This is a genomic window from Streptomyces sp. NPDC056628, assembly GCF_042792555.1.
Classification (GTDB): domain Bacteria; phylum Actinomycetota; class Actinomycetes; order Streptomycetales; family Streptomycetaceae; genus Streptomyces.
Window position 1 is genome coordinate 86,437 of the sequence record NZ_JBHTWG010000024.1, and the last position, 21,617, is coordinate 108,053.

Sequence of the window (21,617 nt, forward strand, 5' to 3'; positions counted from 1 at the left end):
CCGATGAGCTCAGCCACCGTCCGCCTGACCGTCGCCCAGGCTCTGGTGCGGTTCCTGTCCGTCCAGTACACCGAGCGCGACGGTGTACGCCACCGGCTGATCGCCGGCACCTGGGGCATCTTCGGGCACGGCAACGTGGCCGGCGTGGGCCAGGCGCTGCTGGAGGCGGGCGAGGACACCATGCCGTACCACCAGGGGCGCAACGAGCAGTCCATGGTGCACGCGGCCGTGGGCCACGCCCGCCAGCTCAACCGGCTCTCCGCGCAGGCCGTGACGACGTCGATCGGCCCCGGTGCCACCAACCTGGTCACCGGGGCGGCCCTCGCCACCATCAACCGCCTGCCGGTCCTGCTGCTGCCCGGCGACTACTTCGCCTCGCACGCCCCGGACCCGCTGCTCCAGCAGCTGGAGCACCCGACCGAGGCGGACGTGTCGGTCAACGACACACTGCGCCCCGTCTCCCGGTACTTCGACCGGATCACCCGCCCCGAGGCCCTGATCCCGTCCGCGCTGCACGCCATGCGGGTGCTCGCCGACCCCGCCGAGACCGGCGCGGTGACGCTGGCCCTCCCCCAGGACGTCCAGGCGGAGGCGTACGACTGGCCGCGGGAGTTCCTCGCCGAGCGCGTCTGGCCCGTACGGCGTCCCGCGCCGGACCCGGCAGAGCTGGCGGCGGCCGTCGAGGCGGTCCGCTCCGCGCGGCGCCCGCTGCTCGTCGCGGGCGGCGGCGTGCACCACAGCGAGGCCGAGGAGGCGCTGCGGGCCTTCGTCGAGGCGACCGGCGTCCCGGTGGCGTCGACGCAGGCGGGCAAGGGCGCACTGCGCTTCGACCACCCGGCCGACCTCGGCGGCATCGGCCACACCGGCACCTCGGCGAGCGACGACATCGCCCGCACCGCGGACCTGGTGATCGGCGTCGGCACGCGGTACACCGACTTCACGACGGCGTCCGGCACCCTCTTCCAGAACCCGGACGTGAGGTTCCTGAACGTCAACATCACCGGCTTCGACGCGCACAAGCTGTCCGCGCGGACGCTCGTGTGCGACGCGCGGTCCGGGCTCACGGCCCTGACCGAGGCGCTGGCCGGGCACCGCGTGGACGCGGCCTACGAGGCCGAGTACGGGGCCGGCCGGGAGCGCTGGGACGCGGTCGTGGAGGCCGCCTACCGCGCCGGCGACGACACGGCCGTCCCGACGCAGACGCAGGTGCTGGGCGCGCTCGACGCGGTCGTCGGCGACGACGACGTGGTGATCAACGCGGCCGGTTCGCTGCCGGGCGACCTGCACAAGCTGTGGCGCGCGCGCTCGCCGCGCCAGTACCACCTGGAGTACGGCTACTCCTGCATGGGCTACGAGATCCCGGCCGCGATCGGCGTCCAGCAGGCCGCGCCGGGCACCCCGGTGTGGGCCCTGGTCGGCGACGGCACCTATCTGATGATGCCGACGGAGATCGTGACCGCCGTGCAGGAGGGCCTGCCGGTCAACGTCGTCCTGATCCAGAACCACGGCTACGCCTCCATCGGCGGCCTGTCCGCCGAGACCGGCGGCGAGCGGTTCGGCACCGCCTACCGCTACCGGGCCGCCGACGGCACCTTCACCGGCGCCCCGCTGCCCGTGGACCTGGCCGCCAACGCGGCCAGCCTCGGCATGGAGGTGCTGCGTGCCAAGACCGTGGGCGAGCTGCGCGAGGCGCTGGCCGCGGCCCGTGACTCGGACCGGCCGACCTGCGTGTACGTCGAGACGGATGTGACGCGGTCGACCTCGCCGGGCGCCGAGGCGTGGTGGGACGTCCCCGTCGCCGAGGTCGCCGGACGCGAGGCCGCCGTCGAGGCCCGCGAACGCTACGACCGGCAGGTCACCGCCCGCCGCCACCACCTCTGAGCCCCTCCCCCGCTCCCCCCGAAAGGCCCCCGCATCCCATGAAGACCCTCACGCACTGGATCGACGGCAAGCCCGTCGAGAGCACGTCCGGCCGCTACGGCCCCGTCTACGACCCCGCCACCGGCACCCAGGAGAAGCAGGTCGGCTTCGCGACCGTGGAGGAGGTGGACGCGGCGGTCGCCTCGGCGAAGACGGCGTTCGAGAGCTGGGGGCAGTCGTCGCTGGCCCGGCGCACCGCGATCCTGTTCAAGTACCGCGAGCTGCTCGACGCGCACCGCGACGAGCTGGCCCGTCTGATCACCGCCGAGCACGGCAAGGTGCACTCCGACGCGCTCGGCGAGGTCGCGCGCGGACTGGAGATCGTCGAGCTGGCCTGCGGGATCTCCGTGCAGCTGAAGGGCGAGCTGTCGACGCAGGTGTCGACCCGGGTGGACGTGGCGTCGATCCGGCAGCCGCTGGGCGTGGTCGCCGGCATCACGCCGTTCAACTTCCCGGCCATGGTGCCGATGTGGATGTTCCCGCTGGCGATCGCGTGCGGCAACACCTTCGTGCTGAAGCCCAGCGAGAAGGACCCTTCGGCGTCCCTGCTGCTGGCCCGGCTGGCCGCCGAGGCGGGACTGCCGGAGGGGGTGCTGAACGTCGTGCAGGGCGACAAGGTGGCCGTGGACCGGCTCCTGGAGCACCCCGACGTGGAGGCGGTGTCCTTCGTCGGCTCGACGCCGATCGCGAAGTACATCCAGCTCAAGGCCGTCGAGCACGGCAAGCGCGTGCAGGCGCTCGGCGGCGCCAAGAACCACATGCTGGTGCTGCCCGACGCCGACCTGGACCTCGCCGCCGACCAGGCGATCAACGCGGCGTACGGTTCGGCGGGCGAGCGCTGCATGGCGGTCTCGGTCGTGGTCGCGGTCGGCGGCACCGGGGACGAGCTGGTCGCGAAGATCGCCGAGCGGGCGCGGAACCTGCGCGTCGGCCCGGGCGACGACCCGGCCTCCGAGATGGGCCCGCTGATCACCCGTGAGCACCGCGACACGGTGGCGTCGTACGTGGCGTCGGCCGCCGCGCAGGGCGCGGAGGTCGTCGTGGACGGCACCGGCCACACGGTCGAGGGGCACGAGGACGGCTTCTTCCTCGGCGTCTCGCTGCTGGACCGGGTGCCGCTGACGGCGGACGCGTACCGGGACGAGATCTTCGGCCCGGTGCTGTGCGTGGTGCGTGCGGAGACGTACGAGGAGGGCCTGAAGCTGATCAACGACTCGCGCTGGGGCAACGGCACCGCCATCTTCACCCGCGACGGCGGCGCGGCCCGCCGCTTCCAGCTGGAGGTGAAGGCGGGCATGGTCGGCGTGAACGTGCCGATCCCGGTGCCCGTCGGCTACCACTCCTTCGGCGGCTGGAAGGACTCCCTCTTCGGCGACCTGCACGTCTACGGCAACGACGGCATCGCCTTCTACACCCAGGGAAAGGTGATCACCACCCGCTGGCCGGACCCGTCCGACGGCGGCATCAACCTCGGTTTCCCCAGCAACTCCTGACCCGGACAGGGAGGTTCGTCCGATGGCGAGGACCCGCGGCGCCGCCCGTGCCGGATCCGTCTCCGCGCTGGACCCGCTGGACTTCGCCCTGGACCGGGGCAGTCCGGTGCCGCTGTACCACCAGCTCGCACAGCAGCTGGAGGCGGCGATCACCCGCGGGTCGCTCGCCCCGGGCGACCTCCTGGGCAACGAGGTCGACCTGTCGGTGCGGCTGGGCCTGTCCCGGCCCACCGTCCGGCAGGCCATCCAGTCGCTGGTCGACAAGGGGCTGCTGGTCCGGCGGCGCGGGGTGGGCACGCAGGTGGTGCACAGCCAGGTGAAACGCCCCCTGGAGCTGAGCAGCCTCTACGACGACCTGGAGGCGGCCGGGCAGGGCCCGACGACGGGGGTCGTCCGCAACGAACGCGTCCCGGCGCCCGCTGACGTGGCCGCCGCGCTCGGTGTCGCGCAGGGCGCCGAGGTCACGGTCCTGGAGCGGCTGCGCAGCACGCACGGCCAGCCGGTGGCGATCCTGTGCAACTACCTGCCGGCGGACCTGCTCGACCTGGACACGGCCCGGCTGGAGGCGACCGGCCTGTACCGCATGATGCGGGCGGTCGGCATCACCCTGCACAGCGCCCACCAGACGGTGGGCGCGCGCCGCGCCACCGCCGAGGAGGGCGTCCGCCTTGGCGAACGCGAAGGCGCGGCCCTGCTGACGATGCAGCGCACGGCGTACGACGACACGGGGCGGGCGGTGGAGTACGGGAGGCACATCTACCGGGCGTCGCGGTACGCGTTCGACTTCCAGTTGATGGTCAGGTCCTGAGACCCGCGGTGAAGGGCGTGGCCGGCCGCCGCGGCGGCCGGCCGTCCACCGCGATGTCCACGCCCTTGTCGTAGAAGGGCCAGGAGCCCGTAGAAGGCCAGGAGCCCCTTGACCGGCGCGACAGCCGCCGGCGGCTCGGCGTAGCTCCCCACGATGTTCCGCGGCACGTCGCCTTCGGCGCGCCGGGTCAAGTACCCGGCGATGCCCCGGGGACCGGTCACTTCGCGAACGGCCCCTCCAGCGCGGCCCACTGCAGCAGCATGATCGTCTTGGCGTCGGCGATCTCCCCCGTGCGGATCATCTCCAGGGCCCGGCGGAAGGGCAGTTCGACGATCTCGATGTCCTCACCCTCCTCCTCCAGTCCCCCGCCCTCGTGGGTGCGGGTCGACGGGCCGTACTCGGCGGCGTAGAAGCTGACGCGTTCGGTGACCGAGCCGGGGCTCATGTAGACGTCGAAGACGTGCTGGACGGCGCCGATGGTGTGCCCGGTCTCCTCGACCACCTCGCGGCGCACGGCGATCTCCGGGTGCTCGTCGTCCTCGTCGAGCAGTCCGCCCGGGGTCTCGACCAGCATGCCGTCGGGGTGGCCGTTGACGTAGACGGGGAAGCGGAACTGGCGGGTGAGCAGGACGGTCTCGCGCGTGGTGTCGTACAGGAGCATGGTGGCCCCGTTGCCCCGGTCGTGGGTCTCGCGCTGCTGGGTCCTCCAGGTGCCGTCGGCGTGCCGGAAGTCGAAGGTGGTGGTGCGCTCGACGTACCAGTGGCTGGACAGCAGCTGCACGTCGCGGACCCGGACCCGGGGGTTGCCGGTGAGGTCCCGGCCGGCCTGGTCGAGTCCGGTGCGGCCGCGGCGGTCGGGGGTGTCGATGCCGGCGGTCATCGGGCACCGGCCGGGTGGCTGAGCGAGTTGGTCATAGGGCGATTCCACCATCCCGGCCCCACCCGCGCCGCCGGACCCGGCCCACCGCCGAAAGCGGTCAGCGGGCCCGCCGCGAACGGCGGACCCGCTGATCGAAACCGTCGGGACGACAGGATTTGAACCTGCGACCCCTTGACCCCCAGTCAAGTGCGCTACCAAGCTGCGCCACGTCCCGGTGCCTGCCGCGCGGAGCACCGCGCGTTCGGGCGGACAGCACTTTACCCCACTCCGTCCCCCGCGCCGAAGCGGCCGTCCGTGTCGGACGGGCGGGGAGGGACAATCGGGTCCATGGGCAGCACATCGTCGGGACGAGGACAGGCCACGGCGCGGGACCGGGACGCCGAGGGCCGCGCACGCAACGCACGGCCCCGGGACGGGCTGGGGCGCCCGCTGCCGTACGGCGCGGACGGGGTCGCCCGGCAGCCCGAGGGGGTCGTGCGCACGCCCGGGGAGACCGTCGTCGAGGCCCAGGAGCTGCTGGACGCGGGAAAGCCGTTCCACGCGCACGAGGTGTTCGAGGACGCCTGGAAGTCGGGTCCCGAGGTCGAGCGGGCCCTGTGGCGGGGGCTGGCGCAGCTCGCCGTGGGGCTCACCCACGCGGCCCGCGGGAACGTGACCGGCGGGGCGCGGCTGCTGCGGCGCGGGGCCGGTGCCGTGGAGGAGTGGGGGGCGCGGGCCGGGGTGGAGCGGCCCTACGGGCTGGACCCGGCGGCCCTGGCGGCGTGGGCGCGGGAGCTCGCGGACGACGTGGAGCGGGACGGCCGGCCCGTGGACGCGCGGGAGCGGGCGCCGAGGCTGCGGGGAGCGGCGTAGCGGGCGGCGCGGACGCGGTGTCGGGGCTCCCGGCGGGGTGCGGCAGACTCAGGGCGTGCGAACCATTCATGTGATCGGCATCGGCGCGGGCGATCCCGAGCAGCTGACGCTCCAGGCGGTCAGGGCGCTGCGGGACACGGACGTGTTCTTCATCCTCGACAAGGGCGAGGTGAAGTCGGACCTCACCGGGCTGCGCCGGGACCTGCTCGACGCGCATGTGCCGGAGGGGACGTACCGGGTCGTCGAGGCGCGGGACCCCGAGCGGGACCGCTCGGCCGGCGGCGCCGCGTACTCGCCGGCGGTCGGCGACTGGCGCAGCGCGCGGGCCGGGATCTACGCGCGGCTGATCGCCGAGGAGCTGGGCGCGGAGGAGACGGGCGCGTTCCTGGTGTGGGGCGATCCCGCGCTGTACGACAGCACGCTCGCGATCCTGGAGGAGGTGCTGGCGTCGGGGACGGTCGCCTTCGCGTACGACGTCGTGCCCGGCATCAGCAGTGTCTCCTCGCTGGCCGCACGGCACCGCACGGGCCTGAACCGGGTGGCGCGGCCGGTGCAGATCACCACGGGGCGGCGGCTGGCCGAGGGGTTCCCGCAGGGCGTGGACGACGTGGTGGTGATGCTGGACGCGCACCAGGCGTTCCGGCAGTACGCCGGCGAGGACGTCGACATCTATTGGGGCGCCTATCTGGGGACGCCCGACGAGATCCTGGTCTCGGGCCCGATCGCCGAGGCCGCGCCCCGCATCGAGCGGTTGCGGGCGGAGGCGCGGGAGCGCAAGGGGTGGATCATGGACACCTATCTGCTGCGCAGGAACCCGCGGGAACTGTAGGGCGCTCCCGCTCACGCGGTGTCCGTCCCTTGATCCGCACTCTTCCGTGGTCGGGTCGGGTCGGGTCAGGTCGGGTCAGGGAGGGGATGCCCGTGGTGACGGTCACGCGGTCCGGTCGTCCAGGCCGAGTCGTTCCAGGACGCTCCGCACGTCCGGCACCGCCTCCACTCCCTCCGGGAGCGCGGGGCGGCGTACGACCACCACGGGGAGGCCGAGCCGGCGGGCGGCCGTGAGTTTGGGCGCGGTCGCCGTGCCGCCGCTGTCCTTGGTGACGAGCACGTCGATGCGGTGGTCGCGCAGCAGGTCCGTCTCACCGGGCACGGTGAACGGGCCGCGCGCCAGCAGCACTTCGGTGTGCGGCGGCATGGGCGGCTCGGGCGCTTCGACGCAGCGGACGACGAAGCGCAGGTCGGTGAGGTGGGCGAAGGCGGCCAGGCCCAGGCGGCCGGTGGTGAGCAGCACGCTCGGGCCGAGGTCCGGCAGGAGCGCGGCGGCGTCGTCCAGGGAAGCGGCCTCGTGCCAGCGGTCGCCGCGCTCCGGGCGCCAGCCGGGACGGCGCAGCACCACGGCCGGGACACCGGTGGCGCGGGCGGCGCGCACCGCGTTCGCGGTGATCGACGCGGCGAAGGGGTGGGTGGCGTCGACGAGGGTGCCGACGTGTTCGGCGCGCAGCCAGGCGGCCAGACCGTCGGCGCCGCCGAAGCCCCCGACACGTACGTCCCCCGCGACCGCGCCCGGGCGGGACACGCGTCCGGCGAGCGAGGTGGTGACGCGCACGCCGGGGTGTGCCGCGAGCGCGGCGGCGAGTTCGCGGGCCTCGGTGGTGCCGCCGAGGACCAGGACGTGACGGGAGGACATGGGGCGAGCGTACGAGGTGGGCCGCCGGGGCCGGTCGGGGCCCTGACAGCGGACGAACAGCCCTGACGGCGGACGAACACTATGAACACAACGGCCGGACCGTGGTGGCCGCGCCCACCCCCTCCCTAGCATCGCCGCGCACGGCTCGACGAGGCGTCGACGAGGACGAGGGCGAGGGAGCAGCGTCGTGGACAGGACGAGAACCCAGGCAGTGAGCCGCAGGTCGGTGCCGATGGCGGCGGCCAGGCGCACGGCGCTCGCCGCCGCGCTCGCGGGCACCCTCGCCGCCGGGCTGCTGGCCGGCGCCTCCCATGCGCGCGGGGAGACCGCCGGGCCGGTCCGCACCGCGTGTCCGGAAACCCTCGCCGGGCGCGCCGACTGCTACTCCGGCCGGGACGCGAACGGCGCCCACTACGCGCTCGCGGTGCCCGCGGACTGGAACGGTTCGCTGGTGGTGCACGCGCACGGCGGCCCGGACCTCGGCGCGGAGTCCGACCCGGCGCGCAGCCTGGACGACCTGGGCCGCTGGTCGGTGATGGTGAAGGAGGGGTACGCCTGGGCCGGCTCGTCGTACCGGCGGGGCGGGTACGGGACGCGGATGGCGGCCGCCGACACGGAGAGCGTGCGCCGGGTGTTCGTCGGCGCGTTCGGCAAGCCGCGGCGCACGTTCGTGCACGGGCAGTCGTGGGGCGGTGACGTCGCGGCGAAGGTCGTGGAGACGTACGGCCGCCGGGGCGGGGCCTACGACGGGGCGCTGCTCACCAACGGGGTGCTCGGCGGCGGTTCGCGCGGCTACGACTACCGGGTCGACCTGCGCGTCGTCTACCAGTACTACTGCGGCAACCACCCGCGCCCGAGCGAGCCGCAGTACCCGCTGTGGGAGGGGCTGCGGGCGGGGTCGGCCATGACGTCGGCGGGGCTGCGCGCCCGCCTCCAGGAGTGCACCGGCCATGCCTCCGCGCCGGGCGAGCGCACCGCGCTCCAGCAGCGCAACCTCGACGACATCCTGGCGGTCACCGGCATCCCGGAGCGCACGCTGGAGTCCCATCTGCGGTTCGCGACCTTCACGTTCCGCGACATCGTGCACGAGCGCCTCGGCGGCCGGAACCCGTTCGGGAACCGGGGGGTGCGCTACTCCGGTTCGCACGACGACGAGGCGCTGAACGCGGGCGTCGAACGCTTCTCCCCCGACCCGACGGCGGTGCGCGACCTGTCGTACGACAGTGATCTGACGGGACGGGTCGGCGTGCCGGTGCTGACGATGCACGCGATCGACGACCCGACGGCGTTCGTCGAGCACGAGGCGGCGTACCGGGACACCCTCCGGGGCGCCGGGCGGGACCGGTTCCTGGTGCAGTCGTTCACGCGGGAGCACCAGCACAGCGCGCTGAGCGACGCCGAGTACGCCACCTCCATCGCCGCGCTGGACACCTGGGTGCGCACGGGCCGCAGGCCGACGGCCCGGTCCCTGGCGGCGGCGTGCGGGGCGTTCGACCGGACGTACGGCACGGGCTGCTTCTACGATCCGGCGTTCCGTCCCGCGCCGTACGCCTCGCGGGTGGAGCCGCGTCCGGGCGGTCTGCGGTGGCCGGCGATGACGGCGGCTCAGGAGCGGGCGTGGAGCAGGGTCGAGGGGGTCGGGATCGCCCCCTGAGCGCAGGGGCGGGTGTCAGCGCAGCAGGAGCTGGAGCCCGCCCACGACCGTCGCCGCGATCACCAGCTGCTCGAACAGCCGCTGGTTGATCCGGCTGACGGCCCATCTGCCGAGCAGCGCGCCGGGGACGACGAAGACCACCAGCGCGGCGTCCAGCAGCAGCGAGGAGCCGTCGATCAGGCCGAGCCCGGCGCTGAACGGCACCTTGGAGGTGTTGACGATGAGGAAGAAGAAGGCGGAGGTGCCGAGGAAGCCGAGCTTGCGGAAGCCGGCCGACAGCAGGTACATCGACATGACGGGGCCGCCCGCGTTGGCGACCATCGTGGTGAAGCCGCCGAGGACGCCGTAGGAGCGGGCCTTGAGGCGGCCGGAGCGGGTGGTGACGGCGTCGGGGTCGTCCTCCTGCTCGGCGGCCCGGCGGCGCCAGACCGTCACGGCGGCCATCATCAGCAGGATCGCGCCGATCGAGGTGCGGACGATCCCGTCGTCGGCCCATACGAGGAAGAGCGTCCCGAGCACGACGCCGGCCGCGACCGCCGGGAACAGGCGCCAGAGCGTGGGCCAGTGGGCGTGCCGCCGGTAGGTGAGGACGGCGAGCACGTCGCCGGCGATCAGGATGGGCAGGAGGACCCCGGTGGAGGCGCGGGCGGGCAGTACGGCGGCGAACACCGCCAGACTGACCGTGTTGGCGCCGCTCACCGCGGTCTTGGAGAAGCCGACCAGGAGGGCCGCGCCGGCGAGTGCGGCGAACTCCCAGCCCGTTATGTGCCACAGCGTCATCGTGTTCATGCGGGGACCGATGTTATGTGCGGACATCAGGTCCTGGTAGGTCCGTCTCGCCTGCCGGGAGATCGCCGGCGGGTGCGCGCCGGGCGCCTCAGTGCCGTTCGACCAGCACCGCGCTGCCCTGGCCGACCCCGACGCACATCGTGGCGAGGCCGCGCTCGGCGTCCGTGCGGCGCATCCGGTGCAGGAGGGTGGTCAGGATGCGGGCCCCGGAGCAGCCCAGCGGGTGGCCGAGCGCGATGGCGCCGCCGCTCGCGTTGACCAGGTCCGGGTCGATGCCGAGGGCGTCGACGCCGGCGAGGGCCTGCGCGGCGAACGCCTCGTTGAACTCGGCCTCCTGGAGGTCGGCGACGGCCCAGCCGGCCCGGTGGAGGACCTTGCGGGTGGCGGGGACCGGTCCGATGCCCATGACGTCGGGGTGCACGCCCGCCGAGCCGCCCGCGACATAGCGGCCCAGGGACTCCAGGCCGAGGTCGTTCAGGGCCTCCTCGCTGACCAGGAGGAGACCGGCGGCGCCGTCGTTCATCGGGGAGGCGTTGCCCGCGGTGACGGTGCCGTCCGCGCGGAAGACGGGCTTGAGCCGGGACAGCTTCTCGTAGGAGGTGTCCTCGCGGACGCACTCGTCGCTGTCGACGAGCACGCCGTCGGGCCGTTCCACCGGCAGGATCTCGTCGTCGAAGTGGCCGTTCTTACGGGCTTCCGCGGCCCGCTGGTGGCTGCGGAGCGCGAATTCGTCCTGCCGCTCGCGGGAGACGCCGTGGCGCCGTGCGACCTCCTCGGCGGTCTCGCCCATGGACAGCAGGCCGTGCAGGTCCTTCATGGCCGGGTTGACCAGCCGCCAGCCCAGGCGGGTGTCGACGGTCTCGATGCGGTGGGGCAGCGCCTCGTCGGGGCGGGGCAGGACGAAGGGGGCGCGGCTCATGGACTCGGAGCCGCCGGCGAGCACGATGTCGGCCTCGCCCGCCGCGATGGTGCGGGCGGCCGTCGTCACCGCTTCCAGGCCGGACGCGCACAGCCGGTTCACGGTGGCGCCCGGCACCGAGTCGGGCAGTCCAGCCAGCAGGGCCGCCATCCGGGCCACGTTGCGGTTGTCCTCGCCGGCCTGGTTGGCGGCGCCCCAGTAGACGTCGTCGACACGCGCCGGGTCCAGCGCGGGGACGTCGGCGACGATCCCCCGGATCACGGCGGCGGCGAGGTCGTCGGGACGGACGGACGACAGCGCTCCACGGAGCTTGCCGATGGGGGTGCGGCGGGCGGCCGCGAAGTGGACGGGACGCACGACTGGACTCCTGACCGGGCGGGTGGGATCGGCACTCCGTTAATTAGCACCGCTAGTTTTGGACTATAGACCGACCCCCGCCCCGCTGGGAAGACACGCCGGCCCGGGGCCGTGGGACCACGACGGCGACCGGCTCGGCCGCCTCAGCGCCGTACGTTTTGCACCGGTTCGCTCTGGGCACCCGCGCAGGCAAGGAGTGGCGCGGCACCGCTGTGACGGACGGCGCCGCACCGCTCCGCCGGCCTCGACCACGCCAGAGAGGGGCTCGACATGACCGTGATCACCAGCACGCTTCCGGAGGCGGCCCGCGGGATCGCGGGGGACGCCCTGCAGGACACCCTCGTCGATCTGCTCGGGCTGTCGCTGATCGGGAAGCAGGCGCACTGGGCCATCGTCGGCCCGCGCTTCCGCTCGATCCACCTCCAGCTCGACGAGGTGGTGACACTGGCCCGGACGCACGCCGACACGGTCGCCGAGCGCTGCGCCGCGATCGGGGTGGCCCCCGACGGCCGCCCGGAGACCATCGCGGCGGCCTTCGCGCTGCCCGGCCCCGAGGCGGGCTGGCTGCGCGACACCCGCGTCGTGCAGCTGGTCGTGGACGCCCTCGGCTCGGCCGTCGCACGGCTGCGCGAGCGCGTCGCGGCGACCGCCGAGCCGGACCCGGTGACGCAGGACCTGCTCATCACCATCACCAGTGACCTGGAGAAGGAACGCTGGATGTTCGACGCCGAGAACTGGCCGCGCGAGGGCTGAGACACACGCCGGACGGGACAGAGGAGAAGAGGAGAAGGGGAACCCCGTGACCGACGCTCTCGAACTCGACGCCCTGTGGGAGGACTTCCACCGCGTGGTGAACATGACCTCCCAGGAGCTCGCCGCCTGGCTGCGGGTCAGCGACGCGGGCGAGGCGGCCGAGCCGCTGCCGGACCAGGCCGGCACCCCGACCGGGCGGCACGTCCTCGCGATCCTCCAGAAGCGGCGCACCGATCTCACGGAGGACGACGTACGGGTCATGTACGACGTCGTGGACACCGTGTCCGCGCGCGCCGACCTGGCGGACGAACCCGAACCGGAGCAGACCCGCCACCGGCACCAGCTCATGACGATCGGGCACGACCCCCTGAAACCGTGAGCCCCGGCGGGGGGCGGCCCGGCAACTGGTCCCCGTGCCTCGCGAGTTCCACCGCGCGCGGCGAGAAGCCCACCGCGGCCACGACGTCCGCCGGGCGGGGAAACGCCCGGCGGGCGTCCGTGCGGGGAGCCCGTCCAGCACCGGCTCCGGGGTCGGGGCGTGCACCAGCCCGCGGATCCCGGCGACGACCGTGGCCCGTCCGGGCGCCGGTCACCCGATCGGTCCGTGGCCGATGGTGGGCCCGTGGAGCCGGTGATGGGCTGAGCAGGACACGCGTCCCCTCCCCAGGAGGCACTCCCGATGACCGGTCGTACCGTCCGACTCGCCCACGTCCTGTCCACGGTCCTGACGGCGGGCACCCTGCTCGCCACCGCCGCCTGCGCCCAGGAGGGGGGCCGGGAGACGGGGGCCTCCCGCGTCAGCGCGTCGCCCGCGGCGGCCCGGCAGCAGACGGAGTCGCCGACGGACTCCCCCACGGACTCCCCCAGCGGTTCGCCGACGGGCACGCTGTCCGAGTCCGGCGCCGAGACCGCGCTGATCACCGCGGCGGACATCGAGGACGACTGGAAGCAGGTGAAGGACACGGAGGCGGAGAACTGGCATGACGGACTGCTGATCGGCAAGGTCGACGTCTCCGACTTCCTGTCCGCCAGGACCGACGCCGCCGACTGCCGGCGGCTGATGGACTCGCTGTTCGGCGACGACCTGCTGGGCAGGCCGTCGGGGGCGAACGCGCTGCGCGGATTCACCGAGGACGACTCGCGGCTGCTGTACCAGGTCGCCGCCTACGACCGGACGGACGTCCAGGACTCCCTGGACTGGTTGGGCAAACTGCCGCAGAAGTGCGACCGATTCACGATGACCGAGAACGGCGAGCAGCGGACCGTCCAGGTCACCGAGAGCGACCTGCCCTCGGTGGGCGACGCCCGTGAGGGCGTGCAGGTGTCGGTGCGCGGTCCCGTCGACGGCACGGACGCGACGCTGACCCTGGACGTGGCCGCGGTCCGGGTGGGCGACAACGCGATCACCGTCACGGCGGGCGGCCTCGACGGCGACAAGCACGACTCGGTGGAGTCGGCGGTGAGGCTGGGCACCCAGCGGCTCCAGGACGTCCTAGCCGGGAAGTCCCCGGCGGCCTCGCCCAGCCAGTTCGACTGACGCGTCCGCGGCGCCCCGCCCGCGCGCCGACGACCGTACCGGCTGTGCCGATTCCCGGGACAACGTGATCAACGGGGCGGCACAATGGCGGTGATGACCGGTTTCGGTCGTGCGTGCGAGGAGAGGACGAGTCGTGAGCGATGGCCACACCCCGTCGAGCGGGTCGGCGAGGCTGAACACCGGTGTGGCACACAACGCGCGTGTGTGGAACTACTGGATCGGCGGCAAGGACAACTACGAGGTCGACCAGCAGGTGGGCGAGCACGTGGCCGGGATGTTCCCGATCATCCGTGACATCGCGCGCGCCGACCGCGACTTCCTCGGCCGCGCGGTGCGCTTCGTGACCGGGGAACGCGGCGTACGGCAGTTCCTCGACATCGGCACCGGACTGCCGACGGCCGACAACACCCATGAGATCGCCCAGCGCATCGCGCCCGAGTCGCGGATCGTGTACGTCGACAACGACCCGATCGTGCTGGTGCACGCCCGGACCCTGCTGACCGGCACCCGGGACGGCGTCACCGCGTACATCGACGCGGACGTGCACGACCCGGACGCCATCGTCGAACGGGCCTCGCAGACGCTGGACTTCACCGAGCCGGTCGCCGTGATGATGCTGGGCATCCTCAACTTCGTGCTGGACTACGACCAGGCCCGGGACATCGTGCGGCGCGTCATGGCCGCCGTCCCCTCCGGCAGCCTCCTGGTGCTGACGCACCCCACCTACGACGCGGAGCTCGGCGGCGAGGGACAGATCCCGGCGATGCGGTTCTGGAACGAGAACGCCACCCCGCCGATCACGGCCCGCAGCGGCGAGGACATCGCCGCCTTCTTCGAGGGACTGGAGCTGCTGGAACCGGGCATGGTCTCCTGCGCCCAGTGGCGGGCCGACGGCTCCCCCACCCCGGTGCCGCAGTACGGCGCGGTGGCCGTGAAGCCCTGACGCCCCCGGAGACGCACCGCCCGCCCGGAGGCCGAGCTCGTCGAGGAGACCGTATGACCACCCTTGCCGATCCCGTCCCGGGAGGGCGTCCCGGGGACGTCGAACGGGCCACCGCGCTGAGCGGCGAGCTGGCCGGCCGGGGCGTGCACGGAGTGGTGCTGGCGTACGTGGACACGGCCGGGATCGGCCGGGTGAAGACGGTCCCGACGGCCAAGCTGCCCTCCGCGGCGGCCTGGGGCGTCGGGATGTCACCGGTGTTCGACACGTTCCTGGCGGACGACTCCATCGTGACCACGGACGTCCTCGGCTCCCCGGACGGCGATCTGCGCCTGTATCCGGACCTGACGGCGCTGGTGGAGCTCGCCGCCCAGCCCGGCTGGGCCTGGGCGCCGGTCGACCGGACGACCCAGGAGGGCGAGCCGCATCCGGCGTGCGCCCGCACGTTCCTGCGGCGCACGGTCCGGGAGGCCGCCGAACGGCACGGGCTGACCTTCCGGGCGAGCATCGAGATCGAGTGGGCCTTCGCCCACCCGCCGGGCGCCGACGGGGCCTTCGTGCCCGCGGTCACGGGTCCCGCGTACGGCGCCACCCGGCAGGTGGAGCTGAGCGACTGCGCGGCGGAGCTGCTGGCGGCGCTGGCCCGGCAGGGCGTGGAGGCCGAGCAGTTCCATCCCGAGTACGCGGCCGGGCAGTTCGAGCTGTCGGTGGCCGCGCTGGACCCGGTCGCCGCGGCCGACCGCAGCGTGCTGGTGCGGCAGACGATCCGCGCGGTGGCCCGGCGCCACGGGCTCGCGGTGTCCTTCGCGCCCGCGGTGCTCGGGCGCGGCGTCGGCAACGGCGGTCACGTCCATCTCTCCGTCTGGCGCGACGGCGTCAACCTGCACGCGGGCGGCGACCGCCGCTACGGCCTGCGCCCCGCGGCCGAGTCCTTCGCGGCCGGGGTGCTCCGCCGGCTCCCGGCCCTCACCGCGGTGACCGCGCCGAGCCCGGCGAGCTATCTGCGGCTGCGGCCCTCCCAGTGGGCCGGGGTGTTCACTGCGTGGGGCCGCGAGACCCGCGAGGCCGGCCTGCGGCTGGTGACCGGCACGGTCGGCCGGCGCACGCAGACCGCCAATATCGAGGTCAAGCCGGTCGACCTGGCCGCCAACCCCCATCTCGCGCTCGGCTGCCTGATCGCCGCCGGTCTCGACGGCATGGCGTCGCAAGCGCGGCTGCCCGAGGAGATCACCGGTGATCCCGCGCACCTGGGCACGCGGGAGGCGGCGGCGCTAGGGGTGCGCCGGCTGCCCGTCTCGCTGGGCGAGGCCGTCGGGGAGTTCCGCGCGGACGAGGTGCTGCGCGCCGCGCTCGGGCCGGTCCTCGCCGACGCCGTGATCGCCGTACGGGAGGGCGAGTCCGCCCGAGTCGCCGGGCTGGACGACGACGGGATCGCGGCGGCCTACCGGTGGGTGTACTGACGTGGGCGGCACCGGGCCGGTCCATGAGGCGCTCGCGGAGCTGCCGCTGGTCGACCACCACTGCCACGGGGTGGTCACCGCCGACCTGGACCGCGGCGCGTTCGAGTCCCTGCTCACCGAGGGCGAGCCCGGCGCCGGCTGGTCCGCCTTCGACACCCCGGTGGGGGTGGCCGTGCGCCGGGACTGCGCGCCCCTGCTCGACCTGCCCCGGCACGCCCCCGCCGACGCCTACCTGGCCCGGCGCGCCGAACTGGGCGCGCGGGAGGTGAACCGGCGGTTCCTGCGGGCGGCGGGTGTGGCGGCGCTCTGTGTGGACACCGGACACACACCGGTGCCGCTGACGACGCCCGCGCAGCTCGCGGAGCCGGCCGAGGCGACCGCCCACGAGGTCGTCCGCCTGGAGGCGGTCGCCGAGTCGGTCGCGGCTTCGGGGGTGGAGGCCGACGGATACGCCGAGGCATTCCGGGCGGCCGCCGAGGGGGCCGTACGGCGGCCCGGTGTGGTGGCCGTGAAGTCGGTGGCCGCGTACCGCACCGGCTTCGACCTGGATCCGGCGCGCCCGGCGGACGCACTGGTCACCGCCTCGGCCCGGCAGTGGCTGGCGGACGGCGGCCGGCTGACCGACCCGGTGCTCACCCGGCATCTGCTGTGGACGGCGGTCGGACTCGGCCTGCCCCTGCAGCTGCACACCGGGTTCGGCGACGGCGACCTGCGGCTGCACCGGGCGAACCCGGCCCTGCTGACCGACTGGCTGGATCTGGTCCGGGGCACGATCCCGGTGCTGCTCCTGCACTGCTGGCCGTACCAGCGTGAGGCCGCCTATCTCGCCGCCGTCTTCGACCACGTGCACCTGGACGTCGGTCTCGCGCTGCACCACGTGGGGCCCGCCCGGGCGCGGGCGGTGCTCGCGGAGGCCCTGGAGATCACCCCGTTCCGCAAGCTGCTGTACAGCTCCGACGCCTTCGGCCTGGCCGAGTTCCACACCCTGGGGGCCCTGGCGTTCCGCCGGGGCCTGGGGGAACTGCTCCAGGACCGGGTGGACACCGACGACCTGAGCCTGCCGGACGCTCTGCGTATCGCCGCGTGGACGGCCGGCGACAACGCCCGCCGCCTGTACGGTCTCTCCCCCGCCGCCCCGTCCGCCGTCCCGACCACGACCGAGCGTCCGCACTCCCGGAAAGTATGATCAAGCAATGTCTGACATGACCGAAACCACGCCCGGCTGGCTGTCCACGGACGACCTGGAGCAGGCGCGCGCCCGCATGCCGATCCTGTACGTCGAGGCGGTGCCCGTGCGCGTCGACGACAGCGGCGAGGTCACCAGCATCGGGCTGCTGCTGCGCATCGGACCCGACGGAACGGTCAGCCGGACCCTGGTCTCGGGCCGTGTGCTGCACCACGAGCGTGTCCGCGACGCGCTGCTGCGCCACCTGGAGAAGGATCTCGGACCGGTGGCGCTGCCCCGGGTGCCGACCTCGCTGCAGCCGTTCACCGTGGCCGAGTACTTCCCGACGCAGGGCGTCACGCCGTACCACGACCCCCGTCAGCACGCGGTGTCCCTCGCGTACGTCGTCCCGGTCAGCGGCGACTGCCGGCCCCGGCAGGACGCCCTCGACCTGGTCTGGTTCAGCCCTCAGGAGGCCCTGTCGCCGGCGGTGCAGAGCGAGATGCCTGGCGGACACGGAGTGCTGCTGAAGCAGGCGCTGGCGCATGTGGGATGCGTGGTCTGAGGGGTCGCGCCGGTACCGCCGGCGCGTGCGGTGGACGGCGCCGACTCAGCAGTGAACTCGGTGTCGGGGCGGTGGCGTTGTACCGCTGCGCCGCCTCCTAGGACGCCCTGCTGGACGGGCTGGTGGAGGCCCCGCACACGGAGCCGGAGGACCGGCTGACCGCCGGGGACGCGGCCGACGGCCGGCCGGCCGAGCCGCGGCGGGTGGCGCCGGCGACGTACGACGTCTGCCTGGACCACCCGCAGACGGTGCCGCTGCCCGCGCGGAAGAACCGTGCGGAGCCGGCCGTGTCGAACCCGGTCCCCTCGAACAGCGCGAGCCCCCGCTCGTGGTGACGCGGCGTCGTCCGCGGGTGCCGGGCGAGCGGCGCCGCCAGCCTGCGCGTGCCCTCACCGGCTGGGTGCTCGCCTGTGTGTCGGCGGAGCTCCGGGCCGTGGTGGACAACCCCCGGGAAGCGGAGTCCGGTTCCGGCTGGGCCTTCACCCCATGGACCCGCGGGAGCTGCCGCGGTTGCGCGCCACCGCCCCGGCCCTGGCCTACGGGGCCGGGCCGCGCGCCCTGACGGACGGCCCGGACGCGCCCGTGGACCGGTTCACGCGGCCGGACCGAGCCGTCCCACCTTTTCCGCAACCCGGCGGTCCGTCACCCCGCACCGCCAAGTCCGCTGCACGCGTGCTTACTTCATGTCTTGACGAAAGTGGTCCATACCTTTAGGTTCACGGGTCAGCCAGACCGGCGCGTGTCACGTTCACCGTTCATGGCCTGAACGCGGCAGCGTCCGCACACCCCCCACGAAGGGCCACCCGCATGCCCGGAATCCCTGACCCCCGCACCGGCTGAGCCGCCTTCTCACCAGCGTCGCACCCGCCCGGGCCCCGGCCCGGGACCCCCCAACCCGCCTTCGCTCGGCAAGGAGAGCCCGTGCACACCTTCCTGCCCCCCGCGCTGCGCCGGCTGCGCAGATCCGGAGCGGCCACGCTCGTCACCATGGCCGCCGCCTCCCTGCTCACCTCGGCGCCCGCGCCGGCGAGCGCTGCGGACAGCGCCGCCGCCGCGCTGCCCACCGGGTTCGCCACCGTGATGAACGCCGCGAGCGGCCGCTGCCTGGACGCCAGGGCGGCCGCCACCGCCAACGGCACCGTCGTGCAGCAGTACGCCTGCAACAACACGACGGCCCAGCAGTGGAGTTTCACCACCACCGGCGACGGCTACGTCCGCATCGGCAACCGGAACAACACCGCCCAGGTCGTGGACGTCGCCGACGTCTCCAGCGCCGACGGCGCGCCCGTGCACCTGTGGGCCTACGGCGGCGGCGCCAACCAGCAGTGGCTGCCGGTCGACCTGGGCGGCGGCGCCTACCGGTTCGTCAACCGGCACAGCGGCAAGTGCCTGGACGACCCGGGCGCCTCACTCGCCGACAGCGTGCAGTTCGTGCAGTACGCGTGCAACGGCAGCGCCGCCCAGCGGTTCCAGGTCGTGCCCGTGAACCAGTCGGCGCCGGCCCCGGACCTCGGGCCGAACGTCGCCGTGTTCGACCCGTCGATGTCCGCGTCGGCCATCCAGAGCAAGCTGAACTCGATCTTCCAGCAGCAGGAGACCAACCAGTTCGGCACCCAGCGGCACGCGGTGCTGTTCAAGCCGGGCTCCTACGACGCCGACGTCAACGTCGGCTTCTACACGCAGGTCTCCGGTCTCGGCCTCACCCCGGACGCGGTCACCGTCAACGGGGCGGTGCACGCCGAGGCGGACTGGTTCCCGCCGCAGAACGCCACCCAGAACTTCTGGCGCGGCGCCGAGAACCTGTCGGTCAACCCGGCGGGCGGCCGCGACCGCTGGGCGGTCTCGCAGGCGGCCCCGTACCGCAGGATGCATCTGCGCGGAGACATCGCCCTGGACGACGGCGGCTGGGCCAGCGGCGGCCTGTTCGCCGACACCAAGGTCGACGGACGGGTCGACTCCGGCAGCCAGCAGCAGTGGCTGACCCGCAACTCCCAGCTCGGCAGCTGGACCGGCTCCAACTGGAACATGGTCTTCGTCGGCAGTCAGGGCGTGCCGAACACGACGTTCCCGACGCCGCCGTACACCACGGTCGCGCAGTCCCCGGTGACCCGGGAGAAGCCGTTCCTGTACGTCGACGGCGACAACTCCTACAAGGTGTTCGTGCCCTCGGTCCGGACCAACTCCTCCGGCGTCAGCTGGGCGAACGGGGCACCCTCCGGCACCTCGCTGTCGCTCGACACGTTCCACATCGTCAAGCCGGGCGCGAGCGCCGCCTCCCTCAACGCCGCGCTGGCCGCGGGCAAGAACCTGCTCGTCACCCCGGGGGTCTACCACCTCGACCAGACGCTCCAGGTGAACCGCCCCGGCACGGTCGTCCTCGGCCTGGGCCTCGCCACGTTCGTCCCGGACAACGGCGTCACCGCGATGAAGGTCGCCGACGTCGACGGGGTGAAGGTCGCGGGCCTCCTCTTCGACGCGGGCACCACCAACTCGCCCACGCTCATGGAGGTCGGCCCGGCGAACTCCTCGGCCTCGCACGACGCCGACCCGACCTCGCTGCACGACGTGTACTTCCGGGTCGGCGGCGCGGCCGTCGGCAAGGCGACCACCAGCCTGGTGATCAACAGTGACGACGTCATCGGCGACCACATGTGGATCTGGCGCGGCGACCACGGCAACGGCATCGGCTGGAACAGCAACACCGCTGACACCGGTCTGATCGTCAACGGTGACGACGTCACGGCGTACGGCCTGTTCGTCGAGCACTACCAGAAGTACCAGACCATCTGGAACGGCAACGGCGGCCGCACGTACTTCTACCAGAACGAGATGCCGTACGACCCGCCCAACCAGGCGGCCTGGATGAACGGTTCCACCCAGGGCTACGCCGCCTACAAGGTCGCCGACTCCGTCACCAGCCACCAGGCGTGGGGCCTCGGCAGCTACTGCTTCTTCAACGTCAACCCGAGCGTCACCGCCGAGCGTGCCATCGAGGCGCCGAACCGGCCGGGGGTGCGCTTCACCAGCATGGTGACGGTCTCCCTCGGCGGCACCGGCACCATCCGGCACGTCGTCAACAGCACGGGCGGGCCGTCCAACTCGGCCACGAACGTGGCGAATCTGCCCAGCTATCCGTAGAGCGCCACCGCTGTCCGTGCGGCGCCACCGCTCAGCGTCATCCGGCCGTCCCTCGCCCGAGGGACGGCCGGTCCACCCCCGACACCCGAGGAGTGTGCTCCCCATGTCCTCTTCCGTGCGCAGACCCCGTCTCGCCGTCCTCACGGTCCTCGCCGCCGTGCTGGCCGCCCTGTTCACGGCGGCGCCCAGCGCCCGCGCCGCCCAGGGCACCATCACCGGCCTCGCCGGCAAGTGCGTCGACGTGGCGGGCGCGAACAGCGCCAACGGCACGGCCGTGCAGCTCTACGACTGCAACGGCACCAACGCCCAGATCTGGTCGAACTCCGGTGACGGCACCCTGCGCGCGCTCGGCAAGTGTCTGGACGTCTCCGAGCGGAGCACCGCGGACGGCGCGACCGTCCACCTGTGGGACTGCACGGGCGGTGCCAACCAGCAGTGGGTGGTCTCCGGGGCCCGGGACATCGTCAACCCTGCCGCGAACAAGTGCCTGGACGTCCGAGGCAACAGCAGCGCCAACGGCACGCCGTTGCAGATCTGGACCTGCACCGGCGGGGCCAACCAGAAGTGGAACGCCCCGGCGAGCGGGGGCGGGGGCGGCAACCCGTCCGGATTCGTCGTCAGCGAGGCCCAGTTCAACCAGATGTTCCCGGGCCGGAACTCGTTCTACACCTACAGCGGCCTGGTCGCGGCGCTCAGCGCC

The 21,617-nt window shown here is 73.5% G+C and carries 20 protein-coding genes and 1 tRNA gene; 16 read left to right on the top strand and 5 right to left on the bottom strand.

Translation table 11 applies throughout. The annotated features are described in order from the left end of the window. The first annotated feature begins 3 nt into the window (after positions 1–3). From iolD to ACFRAC_RS25350, 3 genes are read left to right on the top strand one after another with little or no spacing between them, the layout of a single operon-like run. Positions 4–1,881, top strand: a complete 1,878-nt coding sequence (iolD, locus tag ACFRAC_RS25340) for a 3D-(3,5/4)-trihydroxycyclohexane-1,2-dione acylhydrolase (decyclizing) (protein ID WP_382928194.1) — start codon at positions 4–6, stop codon at positions 1,879–1,881. A 38-nt stretch (positions 1,882–1,919) separates the two neighbouring features. Further along, the gene (locus ACFRAC_RS25345; protein ID WP_382928230.1) at positions 1,920–3,413 is read left to right on the top strand and encodes a CoA-acylating methylmalonate-semialdehyde dehydrogenase; all 1,494 of its coding nucleotides are present in this window, start codon (positions 1,920–1,922) and stop codon (positions 3,411–3,413) included. 22 nt (positions 3,414–3,435) lie between these two features. Next, positions 3,436–4,221: a GntR family transcriptional regulator gene (locus ACFRAC_RS25350; RefSeq protein WP_382928241.1), complete on the top strand. Its 786-nt coding sequence runs from the start codon at positions 3,436–3,438 to the stop codon at positions 4,219–4,221. A 217-nt stretch (positions 4,222–4,438) separates the two neighbouring features. Here ACFRAC_RS25350 and ACFRAC_RS25355 read toward each other — a convergent pair whose 3' ends face one another. Continuing rightward, complete coding sequence (locus ACFRAC_RS25355) at positions 4,439–5,101, bottom strand: NUDIX domain-containing protein (protein WP_382928251.1); 663 nt, start codon at positions 5,099–5,101, stop codon at positions 4,439–4,441. 140 nt (positions 5,102–5,241) lie between these two features. Beyond that, positions 5,242–5,315 (bottom strand) — tRNA-Pro (locus ACFRAC_RS25360). A 113-nt stretch (positions 5,316–5,428) separates the two neighbouring features. Between ACFRAC_RS25360 and ACFRAC_RS25365 the strand changes: the two genes are divergently transcribed. Further along, positions 5,429–5,953 carry a DUF309 domain-containing protein gene (locus ACFRAC_RS25365; protein WP_382928262.1) on the top strand — a complete coding sequence of 175 codons (525 nt, stop codon included), beginning with the start codon at positions 5,429–5,431 and terminating at the stop codon, positions 5,951–5,953. Between the two features lie 55 nt (positions 5,954–6,008). Further along, positions 6,009–6,782, top strand: a complete 774-nt coding sequence (gene cobF, locus ACFRAC_RS25370) for a precorrin-6A synthase (deacetylating) (RefSeq protein ID WP_382928271.1) — start codon at positions 6,009–6,011, stop codon at positions 6,780–6,782. A 102-nt stretch (positions 6,783–6,884) separates the two neighbouring features. Here cobF and ACFRAC_RS25375 read toward each other — a convergent pair whose 3' ends face one another. Continuing rightward, positions 6,885–7,640, bottom strand: coding sequence for a cobalt-precorrin-6A reductase (locus tag ACFRAC_RS25375; RefSeq protein ID WP_382928279.1), 756 nt, complete (start codon positions 7,638–7,640; stop codon positions 6,885–6,887). Between the two features lie 232 nt (positions 7,641–7,872). Between ACFRAC_RS25375 and ACFRAC_RS25380 the strand changes: the two genes are divergently transcribed. Then, positions 7,873–9,294, top strand: a complete 1,422-nt coding sequence (locus ACFRAC_RS25380) for a hypothetical protein (RefSeq protein ID WP_382928417.1) — start codon at positions 7,873–7,875, stop codon at positions 9,292–9,294. A 15-nt stretch (positions 9,295–9,309) separates the two neighbouring features. Here ACFRAC_RS25380 and ACFRAC_RS25385 read toward each other — a convergent pair whose 3' ends face one another. Then, complete coding sequence (locus tag ACFRAC_RS25385) at positions 9,310–10,083, bottom strand: sulfite exporter TauE/SafE family protein (protein ID WP_382928287.1); 774 nt, start codon at positions 10,081–10,083, stop codon at positions 9,310–9,312. Between the two features lie 88 nt (positions 10,084–10,171). Further along, entirely contained in the window at positions 10,172–11,359 is a 1,188-nt protein-coding gene (locus tag ACFRAC_RS25390) for a thiolase family protein (RefSeq protein WP_382928295.1), read from the bottom strand. Positions 11,360–11,629: 270 nt separating this feature from the next. Here ACFRAC_RS25390 and ACFRAC_RS25395 point away from each other — a divergent pair, with 270 nt between their 5' ends. The 10 genes from ACFRAC_RS25395 to ACFRAC_RS25440 form a co-directional block, all read left to right on the top strand. Next, positions 11,630–12,112, top strand: coding sequence for a Dps family protein (locus ACFRAC_RS25395; protein WP_382928300.1), 483 nt, complete (start codon positions 11,630–11,632; stop codon positions 12,110–12,112). Positions 12,113–12,158: 46 nt separating this feature from the next. Then, the gene (locus ACFRAC_RS25400) at positions 12,159–12,491 is read left to right on the top strand and encodes a DUF3140 domain-containing protein (protein ID WP_382928306.1); all 333 of its coding nucleotides are present in this window, start codon (positions 12,159–12,161) and stop codon (positions 12,489–12,491) included. A 300-nt stretch (positions 12,492–12,791) separates the two neighbouring features. Then, a complete protein-coding gene (locus tag ACFRAC_RS25405) occupies positions 12,792–13,649 on the top strand; it encodes a hypothetical protein (RefSeq protein ID WP_382928315.1) in 858 nt (285 codons plus the stop codon). 133 nt (positions 13,650–13,782) lie between these two features. Beyond that, positions 13,783–14,592 carry an SAM-dependent methyltransferase gene (locus tag ACFRAC_RS25410; RefSeq protein WP_382928327.1) on the top strand — a complete coding sequence of 270 codons (810 nt, stop codon included), beginning with the start codon at positions 13,783–13,785 and terminating at the stop codon, positions 14,590–14,592. Between the two features lie 53 nt (positions 14,593–14,645). Further along, positions 14,646–16,049: a glutamine synthetase gene (locus ACFRAC_RS25415; protein ID WP_382928337.1), complete on the top strand. Its 1,404-nt coding sequence runs from the start codon at positions 14,646–14,648 to the stop codon at positions 16,047–16,049. A gap of 1 nt (position 16,050) precedes the next feature. Next, on the top strand, positions 16,051–17,235 hold the full coding sequence (locus ACFRAC_RS25420) for an amidohydrolase family protein (RefSeq protein ID WP_382928348.1): 1,185 nt from the start codon (positions 16,051–16,053) through the stop codon (positions 17,233–17,235). Positions 17,236–17,251: 16 nt separating this feature from the next. Beyond that, positions 17,252–17,779, top strand: a complete 528-nt coding sequence (locus tag ACFRAC_RS25425) for an NUDIX hydrolase family protein (RefSeq protein WP_361354668.1) — start codon at positions 17,252–17,254, stop codon at positions 17,777–17,779. Positions 17,780–17,901: 122 nt separating this feature from the next. Next, the gene (locus ACFRAC_RS25430) at positions 17,902–18,114 is read left to right on the top strand and encodes a hypothetical protein (protein ID WP_382928352.1); all 213 of its coding nucleotides are present in this window, start codon (positions 17,902–17,904) and stop codon (positions 18,112–18,114) included. A gap of 652 nt (positions 18,115–18,766) precedes the next feature. Beyond that, on the top strand, positions 18,767–20,917 hold the full coding sequence (locus ACFRAC_RS25435) for an RICIN domain-containing protein (RefSeq protein ID WP_382928426.1): 2,151 nt from the start codon (positions 18,767–18,769) through the stop codon (positions 20,915–20,917). Positions 20,918–21,020: 103 nt separating this feature from the next. Continuing rightward, positions 21,021–21,617, top strand: a 597-nt coding sequence (locus ACFRAC_RS25440) for a lectin (RefSeq protein ID WP_382928362.1), incomplete at its 3' end; no start/stop codon positions are given.

Bases quoted from the DNA above. Each gene is read 5' to 3' on its own strand.
- iolD (WP_382928194.1), top strand. From the start codon at position 4: ATGAGCTCAGCCACCGTCCGCCTGACCGTCGCCCAGGCTCTGGTGCGG.
- ACFRAC_RS25345 (WP_382928230.1), top strand. From the start codon at position 1,920: ATGAAGACCCTCACGCACTGGATCGACGGCAAGCCCGTCGAGAGCACG.
- ACFRAC_RS25350 (WP_382928241.1), top strand. From the start codon at position 3,436: ATGGCGAGGACCCGCGGCGCCGCCCGTGCCGGATCCGTCTCCGCGCTG.
- ACFRAC_RS25355 (WP_382928251.1), bottom strand. From the start codon at position 5,101: ATGACCGCCGGCATCGACACCCCCGACCGCCGCGGCCGCACCGGACTC.
- ACFRAC_RS25365 (WP_382928262.1), top strand. From the start codon at position 5,429: ATGGGCAGCACATCGTCGGGACGAGGACAGGCCACGGCGCGGGACCGG.
- ACFRAC_RS25375 (WP_382928279.1), bottom strand. From the start codon at position 7,640: ATGTCCTCCCGTCACGTCCTGGTCCTCGGCGGCACCACCGAGGCCCGC.
- ACFRAC_RS25380 (WP_382928417.1), top strand. From the start codon at position 7,873: ATGGCGGCGGCCAGGCGCACGGCGCTCGCCGCCGCGCTCGCGGGCACC.
- ACFRAC_RS25385 (WP_382928287.1), bottom strand. From the start codon at position 10,083: ATGAACACGATGACGCTGTGGCACATAACGGGCTGGGAGTTCGCCGCA.
- ACFRAC_RS25395 (WP_382928300.1), top strand. From the start codon at position 11,630: ATGACCGTGATCACCAGCACGCTTCCGGAGGCGGCCCGCGGGATCGCG.
- ACFRAC_RS25405 (WP_382928315.1), top strand. From the start codon at position 12,792: ATGACCGGTCGTACCGTCCGACTCGCCCACGTCCTGTCCACGGTCCTG.
- ACFRAC_RS25415 (WP_382928337.1), top strand. From the start codon at position 14,646: ATGACCACCCTTGCCGATCCCGTCCCGGGAGGGCGTCCCGGGGACGTC.
- ACFRAC_RS25425 (WP_361354668.1), top strand. From the start codon at position 17,252: ATGACCGAAACCACGCCCGGCTGGCTGTCCACGGACGACCTGGAGCAG.
- ACFRAC_RS25435 (WP_382928426.1), top strand. From the start codon at position 18,767: ATGGCCGCCGCCTCCCTGCTCACCTCGGCGCCCGCGCCGGCGAGCGCT.